Genomic DNA, 14,046 nt, shown 5'->3' with positions numbered 1-14,046 from the left:
GTGATCTTCGTCCCGAAGAAATCGCCCCAATTCGGGCATTCAGCCCTGGAATCGATACTCTTCGAGCAGTCGTCGGCCAATGATCATTTTCTGGATCTCGGCGGTACCTTCACCGATCAGCAGCATCGGTGCCTCGCGGTAGAGACGCTCGATCTCGTACTCCTTGGAGAAGCCGTAGCCGCCATGAATCCGGAACGCGTCCTCTACGACTTCTTTGCAGTACTCGGACGCGAGGTACTTGGCCATCCCCGCCTCCAGGTCGTTTCGCTCCCCGGAGTCCTTTTTGCGTGCTGCATTGACCATCATCGCATGGGCGGCCTCAACCTTGGTAGCCATCTCGGCCAGCTTGAACTGGATCGCCTGGTGCTGGGCGATCGGCTTGCCGAAAGTGTGGCGCTGCTGGGCATAAGAGACACCCAGTTCGAAGGCACGCTGGGCGACGCCGCAACCACGCGCGGCGACATTCACGCGGCCGACTTCCACGCCGTCCATCATTTGGTAAAACCCGCGTCCGGTGGTCCCGCCGAGGACCCTATTGGCCGGAATGCGCAGTTCATCCATGATGAGTTCGGTGGTGTCGACGCCCTTGTAACCCATCTTGTCGATCTTCCCGGGGATGGTGAGGCCGGGCCGGACCTCTCCGAAGCCGGGCTCCTTCTCGACGAGGAAGGTCGTCATCGACTTGTGGGGCGCGGTGCCCTCGGGGTGTCCTTCGTCACTTCGGCACAGAACGGCCACCAAAGTCGACGATCCGCCGTTCGTCAGCCACATCTTCTGGCCGTTGAGGACGTACTCGTCGCCGTCCTTGACGCCCTTGGATGTGATCGCCGACACATCCGAGCCGAGGCCCGGCTCCGACATCGAGAACGCGCCCCGCACCTCGCCGAGCGCCATGCGCGGCAGGAACGTCTCCTTCTGCTCCTGCGTGCCGTGCTGCTTGAGCATGTACGCCACGATGAAGTGCGTGTTGATGATGCCGGACACCGACATCCAGCCACGCGCTATCTCCTCCACGCACAGCGCGTAGGTGAGCAGCGACTCGCCCAGACCCCCGTACTCCTCCGGGATCATGAGGCCGAAGAGGCCCAACTCCTTGAGGCCGTCGACGATCTGCTGCGGGTACTCGTCGCGGTGCTCCAGCTCCGTGGCGACCGGGATGATCTCCTTGTCGACGAAGTCCCGGACGGTGGACAGGATCTCCTGCTGGACGTCGGTGAGTCCGGCGGTCTGGGCGAGTCGGCTCATGGCTACTTCTCCGTGCTCTTCGAAGGGGCGTTCAGCTCCGGGCGGCCGGGCTGTTCGCCGCCGCGCTCCTTGATGTACGTCTCGGTGGGCACCATCACCTTGCGGCGGAACACGCAGACCAGCGTGCCGTCCTGCTTGTAGCCCTTGGTCTCCACGTAGACGATCCCGCGGTCGCTCTTGGACTTGGAGGGCGTCTTGTCGAGGACGGTCGTCTCGCCGTAGATGGTGTCGCCGTGGAAGGTCGGCGCCACGTGCTTCAGCGACTCGATCTCCAGGTTGGCGATCGCCTTGCCGGAGACGTCCGGCACGGACATGCCGAGCAGGAGCGAGTAGATGTAGTTGCCCACGACGACGTTCTTGCCGAAGTCCGTCGTCTTCTCCGCATAGTTGGTGTCCATGTGGAGGGGGTGGTGGTTCATCGTCAGGAGACAGAAGAGGTGGTCGTCGTACTCGGTGACCGTCTTGCCGGGCCAGTGCTTGTAGACGTCCCCGACGGTGAACTCTTCGTAGGTGCGGCCGAATTGCATGGTGTCTTACGCCTCCGGGGCTTCGAACTTCGACGTGCGCTGCATGCCCGCCGCACGGCCCTTCCCGGAGATGACGAGCGCCATCTTCCGGCTCGCCTCGTCGATCATCTCGTCGCCGAGCATCGCCGAGCCCTTCTTGCCGCCCGCCTCGGACGTGTAGTACTCGTACGCGTCCAGGATCAGCTCGGCGTGGTCGAAGTCCTCCTGGGAGGGCGAGAACACCTCGTTGGCCGCCTCCACCTGGCCGGGGTGCAGCACCCACTTGCCGTCGAAGCCGAGCGCGGCGGCGCGGTTCGCGACCTCGCGGTAGCCGTCGACGTTCTTGATCTGGAGGTAGGGGCCGTCGATCGCCTGGAGGTTGTTGGCGCGGGCCGCCATCAGGATCTTCATCAGGATGAAGTGGTACGCGTCCGCGGGGTAGCCGGGCGGCTGCTCGCCGACGACGAGGGACTTCATGTTGATCGACGCCATGAAGTCGGCCGGGCCGAAGATGATCGTCTCGACGCGCGGGGACGCCTCCGCGATCGCGTTGACGTTGTTGAGGCCCTGGGCGTTCTCGATCTGCGCCTCGATGCCGATCTTGCCGACCTCGAAGCCCATCGTCTTCTCGATCTGGGTCAGGAGGAGGTCGAGGGCCACGACCTGGTCGGCCGTCTGCACCTTCGGCAGCATGATGCAGTCGAGGTTCTGGCCGGCGCCCTCGACGACCGTGACGACGTCGCGGTACGTCCACTCGGTGGTCCAGTCGTTGACGCGCACGACCCGCGTCTTGCCCGTCCAGTCGCCCTCGTTGAGGAACTTGACGATGGTGTGCCGGGCCTCCGGCTTGGCCAGCGGGGCGCAGGCGTCCTCCAGGTCGAGGAAGACCTGGTCGGCCGGGAGGCCCTGGGCCTTCTCCAGGAAGCGGGGGTTGGAGCCGGGGACCGCCAGGCAGGAGCGACGCGGGCGAAGCCGGTTGACGGGGGTGCTCTCGGTCATGCGGGGACCTCCAGAGGGTCGAGCTTGTTCGCTTTCCGGATCTCGTCGACGATACGGCCGATGATCTCCGTGATGCCGAAGTCCTTCGGGGTGAAGACGGCGGCCACACCCGCGGCCTTCAGGTCCTCGGCGTCGCTGTTGGGGATGATGCCTCCCGCGATCACGGGAATGTCGGGCGCGCCCGCCGCCCGCAGGCGCTCCAGGACGTCCGGCACGAGCTGTGCGTGCGAGCCCGAGAGGATCGACAGGCCCACGGCGTGCACGTCCTCCGCGAGCGCGGCGTCCACGATCTGCTCGGGCGTGAGCCGGATGCCCTGGTAGACCACCTCGAAGCCGGCGTCCCGCGCGCGGACGGCGATCTGCTCGGCGCCGTTGGAGTGCCCGTCCAGGCCCGGCTTGCCGACCAGGAAGCGGAGCTTGCCGACGCCGAGGTCCGCGGCGGTCTTCTCGACCTTCTCGCGCACGACGGCCAGCGGCGTGCCCGCCTCGGCGGTGACGGCCACCGGAGCGCTGGAGACGCCCGTGGGCGCCCGGAACTCGCCGAAGACCTCCCGCAGGGCACCCGACCACTCCCCGGTCGTCACACCGGCGCGTGCGCACTCCAGAGTGGCTTCCATGAGGTTGCCCGTCCCCGCGGCCACCTCCTTGAGGTGGTCGAGGGCCTGCCGGGTGGTCGGGTAGTGGAACGGGTCGCCCTCGCCCTGGCGGTCGGAGGACTCCTGACGCGTGGTGCGCCAGGTGTCGAGCGCCGACACCACGCGCGCCTCGACCGCCGGGTCCACCGTCATGATCGCGGTGTCCAGGTCCGAGGTGAGCGGGCTCGGCTCCGTCGACTCGAAGGAGTTGACGCCGACGATCTTCTCCTCGCCGGACTCGATGCGGGCGCGCCGCTCGGCGTGCGAGGAGACGAGCTGCGACTTGAGGTAGCCCGACTCGACGGCGGCCATCGCGCCGCCCATCTGCTCGATCCGGTCCATCTCCTCCAGGGACTCCTCGACGAGGGCGTCCACCTTCGCCTCGACGACCCGCGAGCCCGCGAAGATGTCCTCGTACTCCAGGAGGTCCGACTCGTGCGCGAGGACCTGCTGGATGCGCAGCGACCACTGCTGGTCCCAGGGCCGGGGGAGCCCCAACGCCTCGTTCCAGGCCGGAAGTTGCACGGCACGCGCGCGTGCGTCCTTCGACAGCGTCACGGCCAGCATTTCGAGCACGATCCGCTGGACGTTGTTCTCGGGCTGCGCCTCGGTCAGGCCGAGGGAGTTGACCTGCACCCCGTAACGGAAGCGGCGCTGCTTGGGGTCGGTGATCCCGTACCGCTCACGCGTGACCCGGTCCCAGAGCTGCCCGAACGCCCGCATCTTGCACATCTCCTCGATGAAGCGGACGCCCGCGTTCACGAAGAAGGAGATGCGGGCCACGACGTCCCCGAACTTCTCCTCGGGGACCTGCCCGGAGTCGCGCACGGCGTCCAGGACGGCGATGGCGGTGGACATCGCGTACGCGATCTCCTGCACCGGAGTGGCCCCCGCCTCCTGCAGGTGGTAGCTGCAGATGTTGATCGGGTTCCACTTGGGGATGTGCGCGACGGTGTACGTGATCATGTCCGTCGTCAGCCGCAGCGAGGGCCCCGGCGGGAACACGTGGGTGCCCCGCGACAGGTACTCCTTGACGATGTCGTTCTGCGTCGTCCCCTGGAGCTTGGTGATGTCGGCGCCCTGCTCCTCGGCGACCACCTGGTAGAGCGCCAGGAGCCACATCGCGGTGGCGTTGATGGTCATCGAGGTGTTCATCTGCTCCAGGGGGATGTCCTGGAACAGCCTGCGCATGTCCCCGAGATGGGAGACCGGGACGCCGACCCGGCCGACCTCGCCGCGGGCGAGGATGTGGTCCGGGTCGTAGCCCGTCTGCGTCGGCAGGTCGAACGCGACCGACAGACCGGTCTGGCCCTTGGCGAGGTTGCGCCGGTACAGCTCGTTCGACGCCTCCGCCGTGGAGTGACCGGCGTAGGTGCGCATGAGCCACGGACGGTCCTTCTGACGCTCAGTCATCTGTACGCGCTCCTGGGGCAGTTCAGATGTTGCGGAAGCGGTTGATGGCGTCGATGTGCTGGGCGCGCTTCTCCTGGTCGCGCACGCCGAGTCCCTCGGTGGGCGCGAGGGCGAGGACGCCGACCTTGCCCTGGTGGAGGTTGCGGTGCACGTCGTAGGCGGCCTGCCCGGTCTCTTCGAGGGAGTACACCTTCGAGAGCGTCGGGTGGATCTTGCCCTTGGCGATGAGGCGGTTGGCCTCCCACGCCTCGCGGTAGTTGGCGAAGTGCGAGCCGATGATGCGCTTCAGGGACATCCACAGGTAGCGGTTGTCGTACTCGTGCATGTAGCCCGAGGTGGAGGCGCAGGTGGTGATGGTGCCGCCCTTGCGGGTGACGTAGACCGAGGCGCCGAAGGTCTCGCGGCCGGGGTGCTCGAAGACGATGTCGATGTCCTCGCCGCCGGTGAACTCGCGGATGCGCTTGCCGAAGCGCTTCCACTCCTTCGGGTCCTGGGTGCGCTCGTCCTTCCAGAACTTGTAGCCCTCGGCGTTGCGGTCGATGATCGCCTCGGCGCCCATCGAGCGGCAGATGTCGGCCTTCTGCTCGCTGGAGACGACGCAGATGGGGTTGGCGCCGCCCGCGAGCGCGAACTGGGTGGCGTAGGAGCCGAGTCCACCGGAGGCGCCCCAGATCAGGACGTTGTCGCCCTGCTTCATCCCGGCGCCGTTGCGGGAGACCAGCTGCCGGTAGGCGGTGGAGTTCACCAGCCCGGGGGCGGCGGCCTCCTCCCAGCTCAGGTGGTCGGGCTTGGGCATGAGCTGGTTGGACTTGACGAGGGCGATCTCGGCGAGGCCGCCGAAGTTGGTCTCGAAGCCCCAGATGCGCTGCTCGGGGTCGAGCATCGTGTCGTTGTGGCCGTCGCTGGACTCCAGCTCGACGGAGAGGCAGTGCGCGACGACCTCGTCACCGGGGTGCCAGGCGTTGACACCGGGGCCGGTGCGCAGGACGACGCCCGCGAGGTCGGAGCCGATGACGTGGTACGGCAGGTCATGACGCTTCGTCAGCTCGCTGAGCTTTCCGTACCTTTCGAGGAACCCGAAGGTCGAGAGCGGCTCGAAGATGCTGGTCCACACCGAGTTGTAGTTCACCGAGCTGGCCATGACGGCCACCAGGGCCTCGCCGGGGCCGAGTTCGGGGACCGGGACGTCGTCGAGGTGCAGGGACTTGCGGGGGTCCTTGTCGCGGGTGGTGAGCCCGGCGAACATCTCCGTCTCGTCCTTGTGGACGGTGACCGCGCGGTACGACTCCGGCAGGGGGAGAGCGGCGAAGTCGGCGGACGTGGCGTTCTCGGACTGGATCGCGTCCAGGATTTCGTTCACGGGGTGCCTCCGGCGAGCGCTGAGAGGAGCGCTGAGGGTTTCGTCGGGATGCGTTGCTGGCTGCTGAGGGTGCTGTGGTGAGAGCTGTGCCGTCGGTTCGGCGGGGTGGAGCTTCGGCAGCGCTGTGTGTGCGCGGGAGGTTGCCTGTGACGCAGGCGTCCGGGCGCGCTCGCCCCGGCGGTGCGGGGTTTGCGGGGACAGCCGGCGTACGGAAGATCTCTGTACGCCGGCCGCCCGGACGACTTCAACGTATGGCACCGCGTGCCAGCGTGCAAGACACTGGGTGCCAAAAATTTTTGAGCGATGATCGATCAGTGCAGGTCAGAGGGGTGCGGGGAGGTCGGCTACCCGCCAGGTACCTAGTTGGTACCTGGCTGGATACCATGAAGGCATGCCCTCCCTGAACGTGCCCTTCACCGAAGAGGAACTGGAAGGCGTCCGCGCCGCCGCGGCCGCCGAGAACAAGAGCCTCAAGCAGTACTTGCACGACCTCGGCGTGCGGGAGATGCAGCGCAAGCAGTTCGTCAGCGGCGCGCTCGAGTGGGCGGACCGGCTCCGCGACCAGTTCGACGAGGCGTTCCCCGACGAGGCCCCGCCCGACCCCCGCCCCCACCGGGGAGCCGACGCCGCCTGATGGTCCTCCACATCGACGTCGCCTGGCTCCTCGACGTCCAGGAACAAGCCGTCCCCGAGGACGTCACCGTCGCCGACTACTCGGCACTCGTCGCCGCCGTCGCCCGGCACCGGACGCGGCTGCCGACCCTGGCCGCCGCCGACCCGGACGCGGCCTGGCGCGCCGCGGCCCTGCTCCACACCCTCGTACGCCTGGAGCCCCTGCCCTACCGCAACTCGCTGTTCGCGGCGATCGTCGCGGCCCAGTACATGGGCCAGTCCGGCGAAGGCATCGACCCCCCGTACGGTGCGCTCCCCGAACTCGTCCGCAGGATCCGCGCGCACGAGGCCGGACTCGCGGACGCCGCCGCGCAGTTGAGGGCCTGGCGGATCTGACAGCCGTCGCGGGGCCCGCCCGCGGCGGCCGCGTAGATCAATTGAGTACGCGTACCCACCCCTGCCCGGGTACCCGCCCCCATCCGCCGCGCCCCTCCCCGGCATACCGTCCCCGCATGTCCCAAGAGACTCCTGCCCCTGCCGGCCCCGTCGCCCCCGCCACCCCGGCCGAGCCCAAGGCGTCCTCCTGCCTCGTCGGGGTCCTCGGGTGCGGTGGCGTGGCGGTGGTGCTCGTGTTCGTGGCGATCGCCCTCCTCGTGTGGAAGGCCGAGGACGCGACGGACTATCCGCGGGTCGCGCCGGAGGACATGGCCGGGCGGGCCTTCCAGCGCTCCCAGGAGGCGTACGACCTCATGGGGTTCCAGCGCACCGTGCGGCCGGGCGTCGAGCGCATCGGCGTGAGCACGGAGAACACCTTCAGCTCCGGCTACTGCTACGACGGAGGGCTGCTGGGGCTCGACGACAAGACCGTCGACGGTGCCTACACGATGAGCCACCGCTGGGCCGTGAATCACGTCCCCGCCGGTCAGGCCGTTCCCGGGCTGCGGAAGCTGCGTCGGCACTTGGAGGAGGACGGTTGGGAGGTCAGCTCCTACCGTGAGGGCGGCAAGGGCAAGGGCGACTCCTGGGACCTGTTCGTCCAGCGGGACGGTGGCGATCAGCGGATGTCCTTCACCTGGTACCAGGACCGGGAGTACTTCACCGGGGGAGCCTCCGTTCCCTGCGCCTATGACCCCGAGTGGAAGAGCGGTGACGTCGGTCCGCCCGGGGACGACCTCGCCCCGTCGGCCCTCGGGCCCTCCCGTGCATCATGAGTGCATGACTGATCTTGTCGATTCGGATGCTCTGACGGCGCTGGCCGACGGCTATCACACCCGTGCCGTGCGGTCGTTGGGGAGTCGTTCGCTTGCCGGGCACCTCGTGAAGGTCTGTGTGATCGAGGCTCCTGGGCGGAGCGTCGACGACGAAGGCGTGGAGAGCGCGCTGCGGGTCGCCGCCGGGCATCTCGCGTCGGCGCCGCAGCGCGGGTCCCTCGGGCTGTCCGTCGTGCTCGTCCACGCAGGCGGCGACGGCGACTACGTCCTCGTGCACACCTGGATCGAGGGCTATATGTCCGACCTCGCCGTCTTCACCGGTCCGGCCGGTGACCCCGCCCAACTGCGGCCCGGCCGGGCGGGATTGGCCCCCTGTGTGTGGGAGGCGGCGGTCCTGGCGCACGAGCGGGACGCCTTCACCCGGCATGTGCTCGACGGGCACGGAACCGTCGAGGAGCGGCTGGCGGCCTGGGGTGACGACGTGCTGGAGGGGGAGGCCCGGTGACGGGCGTTGCCGGTGCGCGTGGTGCTCGGGTGCGGCGTGCCCGTGCCGGCGATCTCGCCGACGTCGCCCTGCTCGCGGGTGAGCACGCCGCCTACGAGAACGCCGCACCTCCGCCGGTGGACCTCGCCGAGCGGCTGGCGGCGCTGCTGTTCGGGGCCCGGGAGCCCCGACTGCGGTGCTTCGTCGCCGAGTTGGGTGACGCGTCAGGGGGTGGGGAGCTCATCGGGTACGCCACGTGCGCGCCCGAGATCTCCACGTGGGACGGCGCCGAGTACCTGCACATGGACTGCCTGTTCCTGCGCGAGGGCTGCCGGGGGCTCAAGGTCGGTGAGCGGCTCGTGCAGGCCGTCGTGGACGAGGCGCGGGAGCTTGGGCTCGGGCAGGTCCAGTGGCAGACGCCGCCCTGGAACACGGGCGCCATCCGCTTCTACGACCGCCTCGGCGCCCGGGCGAAGGAGAAGTTGCGCTACCAACTGTCCGTCGCCGTCAGTTGAACGGGCGGGGGTGGAGGGGAGCGGGAGCGGGATCGGCGGCAGGGGGGGAGCGCGAGCGGGAGCGGGATCGGCGGCAGGGGGGAGCGCGAGCGGGAGCGGTGGCAGGGGGCGGGAAGGCGCTACGAGCGCTCTCGCAGCGCCTTCTCGATCGTCCCCATGATCTCCTCCAGCGGCGCGTCGGTCCGCGCCACCGTGACCAGGACCTCGCCCTGCGCCGACGCCGTCGCCGCGGGCGTGGCGGCGGACGCGGAGTCGCGGCCCGCGCCGATCCCCGTCCCGAAGGTGCGCCGCACGATCGCGAACGCGTGGTCCAGCTGCGTCTCCACGTCCCCCTGGCCCCCGGCCCGCAGCCACCGCCGCAGCACGTGGTTGTGGGCCGTCACGACGGCCGACGCGGCGACCTCGGCGAGCAGCGGGTCGTCGTTGCCGTCGTGGTGGGCCTGCTCGTCGAAGTGGCCCAGGAGATAGCGGGTGAAGAGGCGCTCGTAGCGGGCCACCGAGGCGATCTCGCGCTCGCGCAGGGTGGGGACCTCGCGGGTGAGGCGGTAGCGCTCGACGGAGACGCCGGGCGAGGCCGCGTACATCTTCATGACTTCCTTGATGCCGCGGCAGACCGTGTCGAGCGGGTGCTCGTGGGCCGGGGCGGCGTTCAGGACCGCCTCCGCGCGGATCAGGGTGTCGTCGTGGTCCGGGAAGATCGCCTCTTCCTTGGAGCGGAAGTGGCGGAAGAAGGTGCGGCGGGCCACCCCGGCCGCCGCCGCGATCTCGTCGACCGTCGTCGCCTCGTAGCCCTTGGTGGCGAACAGCTCCATCGCCGCGGCGGCCAGCTCCCGGCGCATCTTGAGCCGTTGGGCCGCGGCGCGGCTCCCGGCCGAGCTCTCCGGAGCGGGGTCGGGCGGGGCGGTACGTGAGGACTTGGCGGCCTTGGGCATGCCCTGAACGTACTGCATATGCGTGGCGTGGTGCGGAGCAGGGACGGGGCCGCCCGGCGGATCGAGCAGCCCGCCCCAGTCCGTACGTTCCGTACGCAGGGCCCCGCGCGCGGGCGCGGGGCCGTCCGCCCGGCCGTCGTACCCGGCCCTGTCCGGCTCAGCGACGGGCATATTCGCGGAAGCCGCGGCCGGACTTGCGGCCGAGGCAGCCCGCGGCCACCAGGTGCTCCAGGAGCGGGGCGGGGGCCAGGCCCGGGTCGCGGAACTCGCGGTGCAGGACGCGCTCGATGGCCAGCGAGACGTCCAGGCCGACGACGTCAAGGAGCTCGAAGGGGCCCATGGGGTAGCCGCCGCCGAGCTTCATCGCGGCGTCGATGTCGTCGAGCGAGGCGTAGTGCTCCTGGACCATCTTGATCGCGTTGTTCAGGTACGGGAACAGCAGCGCGTTCACGATGAAGCCCGCGCGGTCGCCGCAGTCCACCGGGTGCTTGCGGATCTTTGTGCACAGGTCGCGGACGGTCGCGTGCACGTCGTCCGTGGTGAGGACCGTGCGAACGACCTCGACGAGCTTCATCGCCGGGGCCGGGTTGAAGAAGTGCATGCCGATCACGTCGCGCGGGCGCGAGGTGGCGCGGGCGCAGGCCACCACCGGGAGGGAGGAGGTGGTCGTGGCGAGGATCGCGCCGGGCTTGCAGACCTTGTCGAGCGCCGCGAACAGCTGCTGCTTGACCTCCAGGTCCTCGGCGACCGCCTCCACGGCGAGATCGACGTCCGCGAAGGAGTCGTAGCTGCCCGCCGGGGTGATCCGGTCCAGGGTCTCCGCGGCCGCTTCCGCGGTCAGCCGGCCCTTGTCGACGGAGCGCGAAAGGGACTTGCCGATACGGGACTTGGCCTTCTCCGCCTTCTCCTCGCTGCGGGCCGCGAGCACCACGTCGTACCCGGCCTTCGCGAAGACCTCCGCGATGCCGGACGCCATCGTGCCCGAGCCCGCGACGCCCACGGAGCGCACCGGGCGGCCCTCGGCGGTCGCGGCGCCCTCCAGCGGGGTCAGGGCGTCGCGCACCACCACCGCGCTGCCCGGCTCCTCGTACGTGTAGAAGCCGCGCCCGGACTTGCGGCCGGTCAGGCCCGCCTCGCTGAGCTGCTTGAGGATCGGCGCGGGGGCGTGGAGGCGGTCGTGCGACTCCGAGTACATCGCGTCCAGGACGGTGCGGGCGGTGTCGACGCCGATCAGGTCGAGCAGGGCGAGCGGACCCATCGGCAGGCCGCAGCCCAGCCTCATCGCGGCGTCGATGTCCTCGCGGCTCGCGTACTTCGCCTCGTACATCGCGGCGGCCTGGTTGAGGTAGCCGAAGAGCAGGCCGTCGGCGACGAAGCCGGGGCGGTCGCCCACGGCCACGGGCTCCTTGCCGAGGGCGAGCGCGAGGTCGGTGACGGCGGCGACGGCGGTCGGGGCGGTCAGGACCGAGGAGACCACCTCGACGAGCTTCATCGCGGGCGCCGGGTTGAAGAAGTGCAGGCCGAGCACCCGCTCGGGGCGCGCCGATTCGGCGGCGAGGCGGGTCACGGACAGGGCGTTGGTGCCGGTCGCGACGATCGTGTCGGGGCGGACCACGGAGTCCAGCTCGCGGAAGATCTGCTGCTTGATCTCGTACGACTCGGGGACGACCTCGATCACCAGGTCGGCGTCGGCGGCGGCCTGCAGGTCGGTGAAGGTGCGGAAGCGGGCGAGGACGTCGCCGCGCTCGCTCTCGGTGAGGCGCTCGCGGCGCACGGCCCGCGCGGTCGAGGACTCCAGGGCGGTCACGGCCTGGGCGGCCGCGCGCTCGCTGATGTCGATGCCGATGACCTCACGCCCGGCGCGGGCCAGCACCTCGGCGATACCGGTGCCCATCGTGCCGAGACCGACGACGGCGACGGTGGTCAAGGGCAGGGGAGTGGGAGCGTCCATGGGTGGACTCCAGGAGGTGAGTGACGACTGAGGGGGCGCACGCGGGAACGCCGAAAGGGCGCACGGCGTGCGGGAGTTGGTGCCTGTCGCGGCCGGGCGGGCGCGCTGCGGTGCAGGGCGTGCGCACGCCTGGTGAAGGGAGCCGACGGGCCCTGTCCCGGGGCCGACGTCGTGAGGAAGTACCTGAGGTGCTCTGGGTGCCTGAGGTACCGAACCGACTGGGCACTCACAGCGGCTGCGTCACCAGGCCACTGCGAGGTCGTGCTGTGTGCTACGGGGAGTGTGCCCCGCTCACATGAGATTAACCGGCGAGTAACGAGCGCGCCAGCCCTCATCGTTCGCCGATCTCTGTGACCTACGTCGCGCGGGCTCGGCAAGTTGCCTAGGCTCCCGGCATGGATGCGGAGTTGCGGACGGTGACGGAACGTTTACGTCGGGAGGCGGGTGCGGAGGGCTCGCGGGTCTATGCGCGGCTCGCGGCGATCGGGGACCTCGATGAGCTCGCCGGGGTGCTGACCGCCGACGGACAGCCCCTGTGGGCACGGGAGTTGGCGGCGGTGCGGCTCGGTGTCGCGGGGGACCGGCGGGCCTTCGAGTCCCTCGTCCTGCTCCTCAACCACCGGGACCCGCCCCGGTGCGCGGCCGCCGCCTACGCCCTGGGGCGGCTGCGCGACCCGCGCACCGCCCGCGCGGCGGCGGCCCTCGCGACGAACGAGCTGCGCGTCGCCTACGCCCTCCACCCCGTCCGCCTGCTCACGGAGCTGCGCGCCCCCGAGTCGGCACCCGCCCTGATCGCCACGCTGCGGCGGCGCCTGAACCCCCACGACCCGTACGGGAAGGTCGCGTTGGCGTGCGTGGAGGGGCTCGGCGCGCTGGGGGACGCGCGGGCGCGGCCCGTGCTGACCGAGGCGTGCGGGTTTCCGCGGCTCGCGGCGGCGGCTTCGGCGGCGCTGGCGCGGATCCCCGGGAAGCGGTGACGCCTTCCCGGGGAGCGGTGCCGCATGCCCCGGGAGTGGTGGCGAGGAGAGGGCCGCCGGGGGATTCGCCCGGCGGGAGACGGGCGAAATCTCGGTCCTGCGCTGTCGCGGGGAGATCGCTGCTGTGCGCGCCGCGACACGGAAGGGGACCTTGGTCCGGCGGCCCCTGGCTGGGTCAGCGGGCCGCTGTCTCTCGGCCCATGTCTGGTTCGGTGCGGTTGTCCGGCCGGATGCGACGCGGGTCAGGGAAAGCCGCTCGACGGGGAGCCATTCCGCCCGCCGTCGTGACAACCGCACGAAGGGAACGATAGGGGCCGGGCCGGGCCCGCTGCCATCCCTCAACGGGGCCGTTCACCCCCCTCAACAGGGGCGGCCCACCCCTCAGATGGGCTGCCCGCACGCCCCCACCCCTCAGCTGGGCTGCCCGCACGCCGCTGCCCGCAGGCCCTCACGGCCTCCGGCCCGGCAGGATGCCCCGGCGCGTGGCCGTGACCACCGCCTCCAGCTGGCTGTGCGCGCCCAGCTTCGCAAGGACGCTCTTCACATGGCCGCGCACCGTGTGCCGGCTCAGGACCAGCCGCCCGGCGATCGTCCTCAGGTCCTGGCCCTGCGCGAGCAGCACCAGGACCTCGTACTCGCGGACGGTGAGCCCGCCGCCGGGGGCCCTGTCCCCGCCCTGCAGCGCCGACTCCTCGACCAGGAGCTTTCCCTGGGCGGTGCTGCGGATCGCGGCGAGGATGTCGGGGAACGTACTGTGCTTGGCGAGGAACGCGGAGGCGCCCGCGGCCACGGCGCGCGTCAGCTGGTCCGGGCGCGGATCGGCGGTGAGGAAGACGACGCGCGTGCCGGGGTGCGCGGCCTTGAGCAGCCGGGAGCCCTCGACGCCGTCGGTGCCCGGCAGATGGATGTCCATGAGCGTCACCGCGGGCGGTCGACGGGCCGCCTCCCGCAGCGCCTCGTCGACCGTACCCACGGCCGCCACGCACTCCAGGTCGGACTCGATTCCGATCGCGATGGCCAGCGCCTCGGCCAGGGCTCGTTCGTCCTCCACCACGAGCACGCGGATCATTTCCGGAACGTCCCTTCCGCTGGGGAGGGGAGCCCTCTCCAGCGTATGGGCCCATGGCCGCACCGTCAGGCCCGACCGGCGCCGGGCGGACTTCCCGCACCGGAAATACGCTCCCCGCATCTGGTGCGAGTCGGCGG

General features: G+C 70.3%; 14 protein-coding genes. 6 read left to right on the top strand and 8 right to left on the bottom strand.

What is annotated here, in order from left to right; all coding sequences use genetic code 11:
* Positions 1-39: 39 nt before the first annotated feature.
* The 5 genes from ACQB60_RS09245 to ccrA are packed head-to-tail and all read right to left on the bottom strand — an operon-like array spanning position 40 to position 6,158.
* On the bottom strand, positions 40-1,245 hold the full coding sequence (locus ACQB60_RS09245) for an acyl-CoA dehydrogenase family protein (RefSeq protein ID WP_384828279.1): 1,206 nt from the start codon (positions 1,243-1,245) through the stop codon (positions 40-42).
* A gap of 2 nt (positions 1,246-1,247) precedes the next feature.
* Positions 1,248-1,772: a MaoC family dehydratase gene (locus tag ACQB60_RS09240; RefSeq protein WP_496925344.1), complete on the bottom strand. Its 525-nt coding sequence runs from the start codon at positions 1,770-1,772 to the stop codon at positions 1,248-1,250.
* Positions 1,773-1,778: 6 nt separating this feature from the next.
* The gene (locus ACQB60_RS09235) at positions 1,779-2,750 is read right to left on the bottom strand and encodes an HpcH/HpaI aldolase/citrate lyase family protein (RefSeq protein WP_496925343.1); all 972 of its coding nucleotides are present in this window, start codon (positions 2,748-2,750) and stop codon (positions 1,779-1,781) included.
* Complete coding sequence (locus tag ACQB60_RS09230; protein WP_496925657.1) at positions 2,747-4,819, bottom strand: protein meaA; 2,073 nt, start codon at positions 4,817-4,819, stop codon at positions 2,747-2,749. The genes ACQB60_RS09235 and ACQB60_RS09230 overlap by 4 nt, the downstream gene beginning before the upstream one ends.
* Before the next feature lies 1 nt (position 4,820).
* Positions 4,821-6,158: a crotonyl-CoA carboxylase/reductase gene (gene ccrA / locus ACQB60_RS09225; RefSeq protein ID WP_496925342.1), complete on the bottom strand. Its 1,338-nt coding sequence runs from the start codon at positions 6,156-6,158 to the stop codon at positions 4,821-4,823.
* Positions 6,159-6,549: 391 nt separating this feature from the next.
* On the opposite strand from ccrA, the gene ACQB60_RS09220 reads away from it, so the two are divergent.
* From ACQB60_RS09220 to ACQB60_RS09200, 5 genes are all read left to right on the top strand, one after another.
* Positions 6,550-6,792 carry a hypothetical protein gene (locus ACQB60_RS09220; RefSeq protein ID WP_496925341.1) on the top strand — a complete coding sequence of 81 codons (243 nt, stop codon included), beginning with the start codon at positions 6,550-6,552 and terminating at the stop codon, positions 6,790-6,792.
* Entirely contained in the window at positions 6,792-7,166 is a 375-nt protein-coding gene (locus ACQB60_RS09215) for a toxin Doc (RefSeq protein WP_496925340.1), read from the top strand. The genes ACQB60_RS09220 and ACQB60_RS09215 overlap by 1 nt, the downstream gene beginning before the upstream one ends.
* A 116-nt stretch (positions 7,167-7,282) precedes the next feature.
* Positions 7,283-7,981, top strand: coding sequence for a hypothetical protein (locus ACQB60_RS09210; protein ID WP_496925339.1), 699 nt, complete (start codon positions 7,283-7,285; stop codon positions 7,979-7,981).
* 4 nt (positions 7,982-7,985) lie between these two features.
* On the top strand, positions 7,986-8,486 hold the full coding sequence (locus ACQB60_RS09205) for a hypothetical protein (protein WP_496925338.1): 501 nt from the start codon (positions 7,986-7,988) through the stop codon (positions 8,484-8,486).
* 29 nt (positions 8,487-8,515) lie between these two features.
* The gene (locus tag ACQB60_RS09200; protein WP_496925337.1) at positions 8,516-8,980 is read left to right on the top strand and encodes a GNAT family N-acetyltransferase; all 465 of its coding nucleotides are present in this window, start codon (positions 8,516-8,518) and stop codon (positions 8,978-8,980) included.
* Between the two features lie 119 nt (positions 8,981-9,099).
* On the opposite strand, the gene ACQB60_RS09195 is transcribed toward ACQB60_RS09200, so the two are convergent.
* Both ACQB60_RS09195 and ACQB60_RS09190 read right to left on the bottom strand, forming a co-directional pair.
* Positions 9,100-9,930 carry a TetR family transcriptional regulator gene (locus ACQB60_RS09195; RefSeq protein WP_496925656.1) on the bottom strand — a complete coding sequence of 277 codons (831 nt, stop codon included), beginning with the start codon at positions 9,928-9,930 and terminating at the stop codon, positions 9,100-9,102.
* Between the two features lie 139 nt (positions 9,931-10,069).
* Positions 10,070-11,863 (bottom strand): 3-hydroxyacyl-CoA dehydrogenase family protein, encoded by a 1,794-nt coding sequence (locus ACQB60_RS09190; RefSeq protein ID WP_496925336.1) that lies wholly within the window; start codon positions 11,861-11,863, stop codon positions 10,070-10,072.
* A 395-nt stretch (positions 11,864-12,258) separates the two neighbouring features.
* On the opposite strand from ACQB60_RS09190, the gene ACQB60_RS09185 reads away from it, so the two are divergent.
* Positions 12,259-12,840 (top strand): adenylosuccinate lyase, encoded by a 582-nt coding sequence (locus ACQB60_RS09185; RefSeq protein ID WP_496925335.1) that lies wholly within the window; start codon positions 12,259-12,261, stop codon positions 12,838-12,840.
* Between the two features lie 448 nt (positions 12,841-13,288).
* On the opposite strand, the gene ACQB60_RS09180 is transcribed toward ACQB60_RS09185, so the two are convergent.
* Positions 13,289-13,909 carry a response regulator gene (locus tag ACQB60_RS09180; RefSeq protein WP_496925334.1) on the bottom strand — a complete coding sequence of 207 codons (621 nt, stop codon included), beginning with the start codon at positions 13,907-13,909 and terminating at the stop codon, positions 13,289-13,291.
* Between the last annotated feature and the right edge of the window lie 137 nt (positions 13,910-14,046).

Source organism: Streptomyces odontotermitis, from assembly GCF_050510915.1.
GTDB lineage: Bacteria > Actinomycetota > Actinomycetes > Streptomycetales > Streptomycetaceae > Streptomyces.
Note: the sequence above shows the minus strand (reverse complement) of the source record. Positions and strands in the feature narration are given on the sequence as shown.

Excerpts from the sequence above, each read along its gene's own strand:
- ACQB60_RS09245 (WP_384828279.1), bottom strand. The coding sequence starts at position 1,245 with ATGAGCCGACTCGCCCAGACCGCCGGACTCACCGACGTCCAGCAGGAG.
- ACQB60_RS09240 (WP_496925344.1), bottom strand. The coding sequence starts at position 1,772 with ATGCAATTCGGCCGCACCTACGAAGAGTTCACCGTCGGGGACGTCTAC.
- ACQB60_RS09235 (WP_496925343.1), bottom strand. The coding sequence starts at position 2,750 with ATGACCGAGAGCACCCCCGTCAACCGGCTTCGCCCGCGTCGCTCCTGC.
- ACQB60_RS09220 (WP_496925341.1), top strand. The coding sequence starts at position 6,550 with ATGCCCTCCCTGAACGTGCCCTTCACCGAAGAGGAACTGGAAGGCGTC.
- ACQB60_RS09215 (WP_496925340.1), top strand. The coding sequence starts at position 6,792 with ATGGTCCTCCACATCGACGTCGCCTGGCTCCTCGACGTCCAGGAACAA.
- ACQB60_RS09210 (WP_496925339.1), top strand. The coding sequence starts at position 7,283 with ATGTCCCAAGAGACTCCTGCCCCTGCCGGCCCCGTCGCCCCCGCCACC.
- ACQB60_RS09205 (WP_496925338.1), top strand. The coding sequence starts at position 7,986 with ATGACTGATCTTGTCGATTCGGATGCTCTGACGGCGCTGGCCGACGGC.
- ACQB60_RS09195 (WP_496925656.1), bottom strand. The coding sequence starts at position 9,930 with ATGCAGTACGTTCAGGGCATGCCCAAGGCCGCCAAGTCCTCACGTACC.
- ACQB60_RS09190 (WP_496925336.1), bottom strand. The coding sequence starts at position 11,863 with ATGGACGCTCCCACTCCCCTGCCCTTGACCACCGTCGCCGTCGTCGGT.
- ACQB60_RS09185 (WP_496925335.1), top strand. The coding sequence starts at position 12,259 with ATGGATGCGGAGTTGCGGACGGTGACGGAACGTTTACGTCGGGAGGCG.
- ACQB60_RS09180 (WP_496925334.1), bottom strand. The coding sequence starts at position 13,909 with ATGATCCGCGTGCTCGTGGTGGAGGACGAACGAGCCCTGGCCGAGGCG.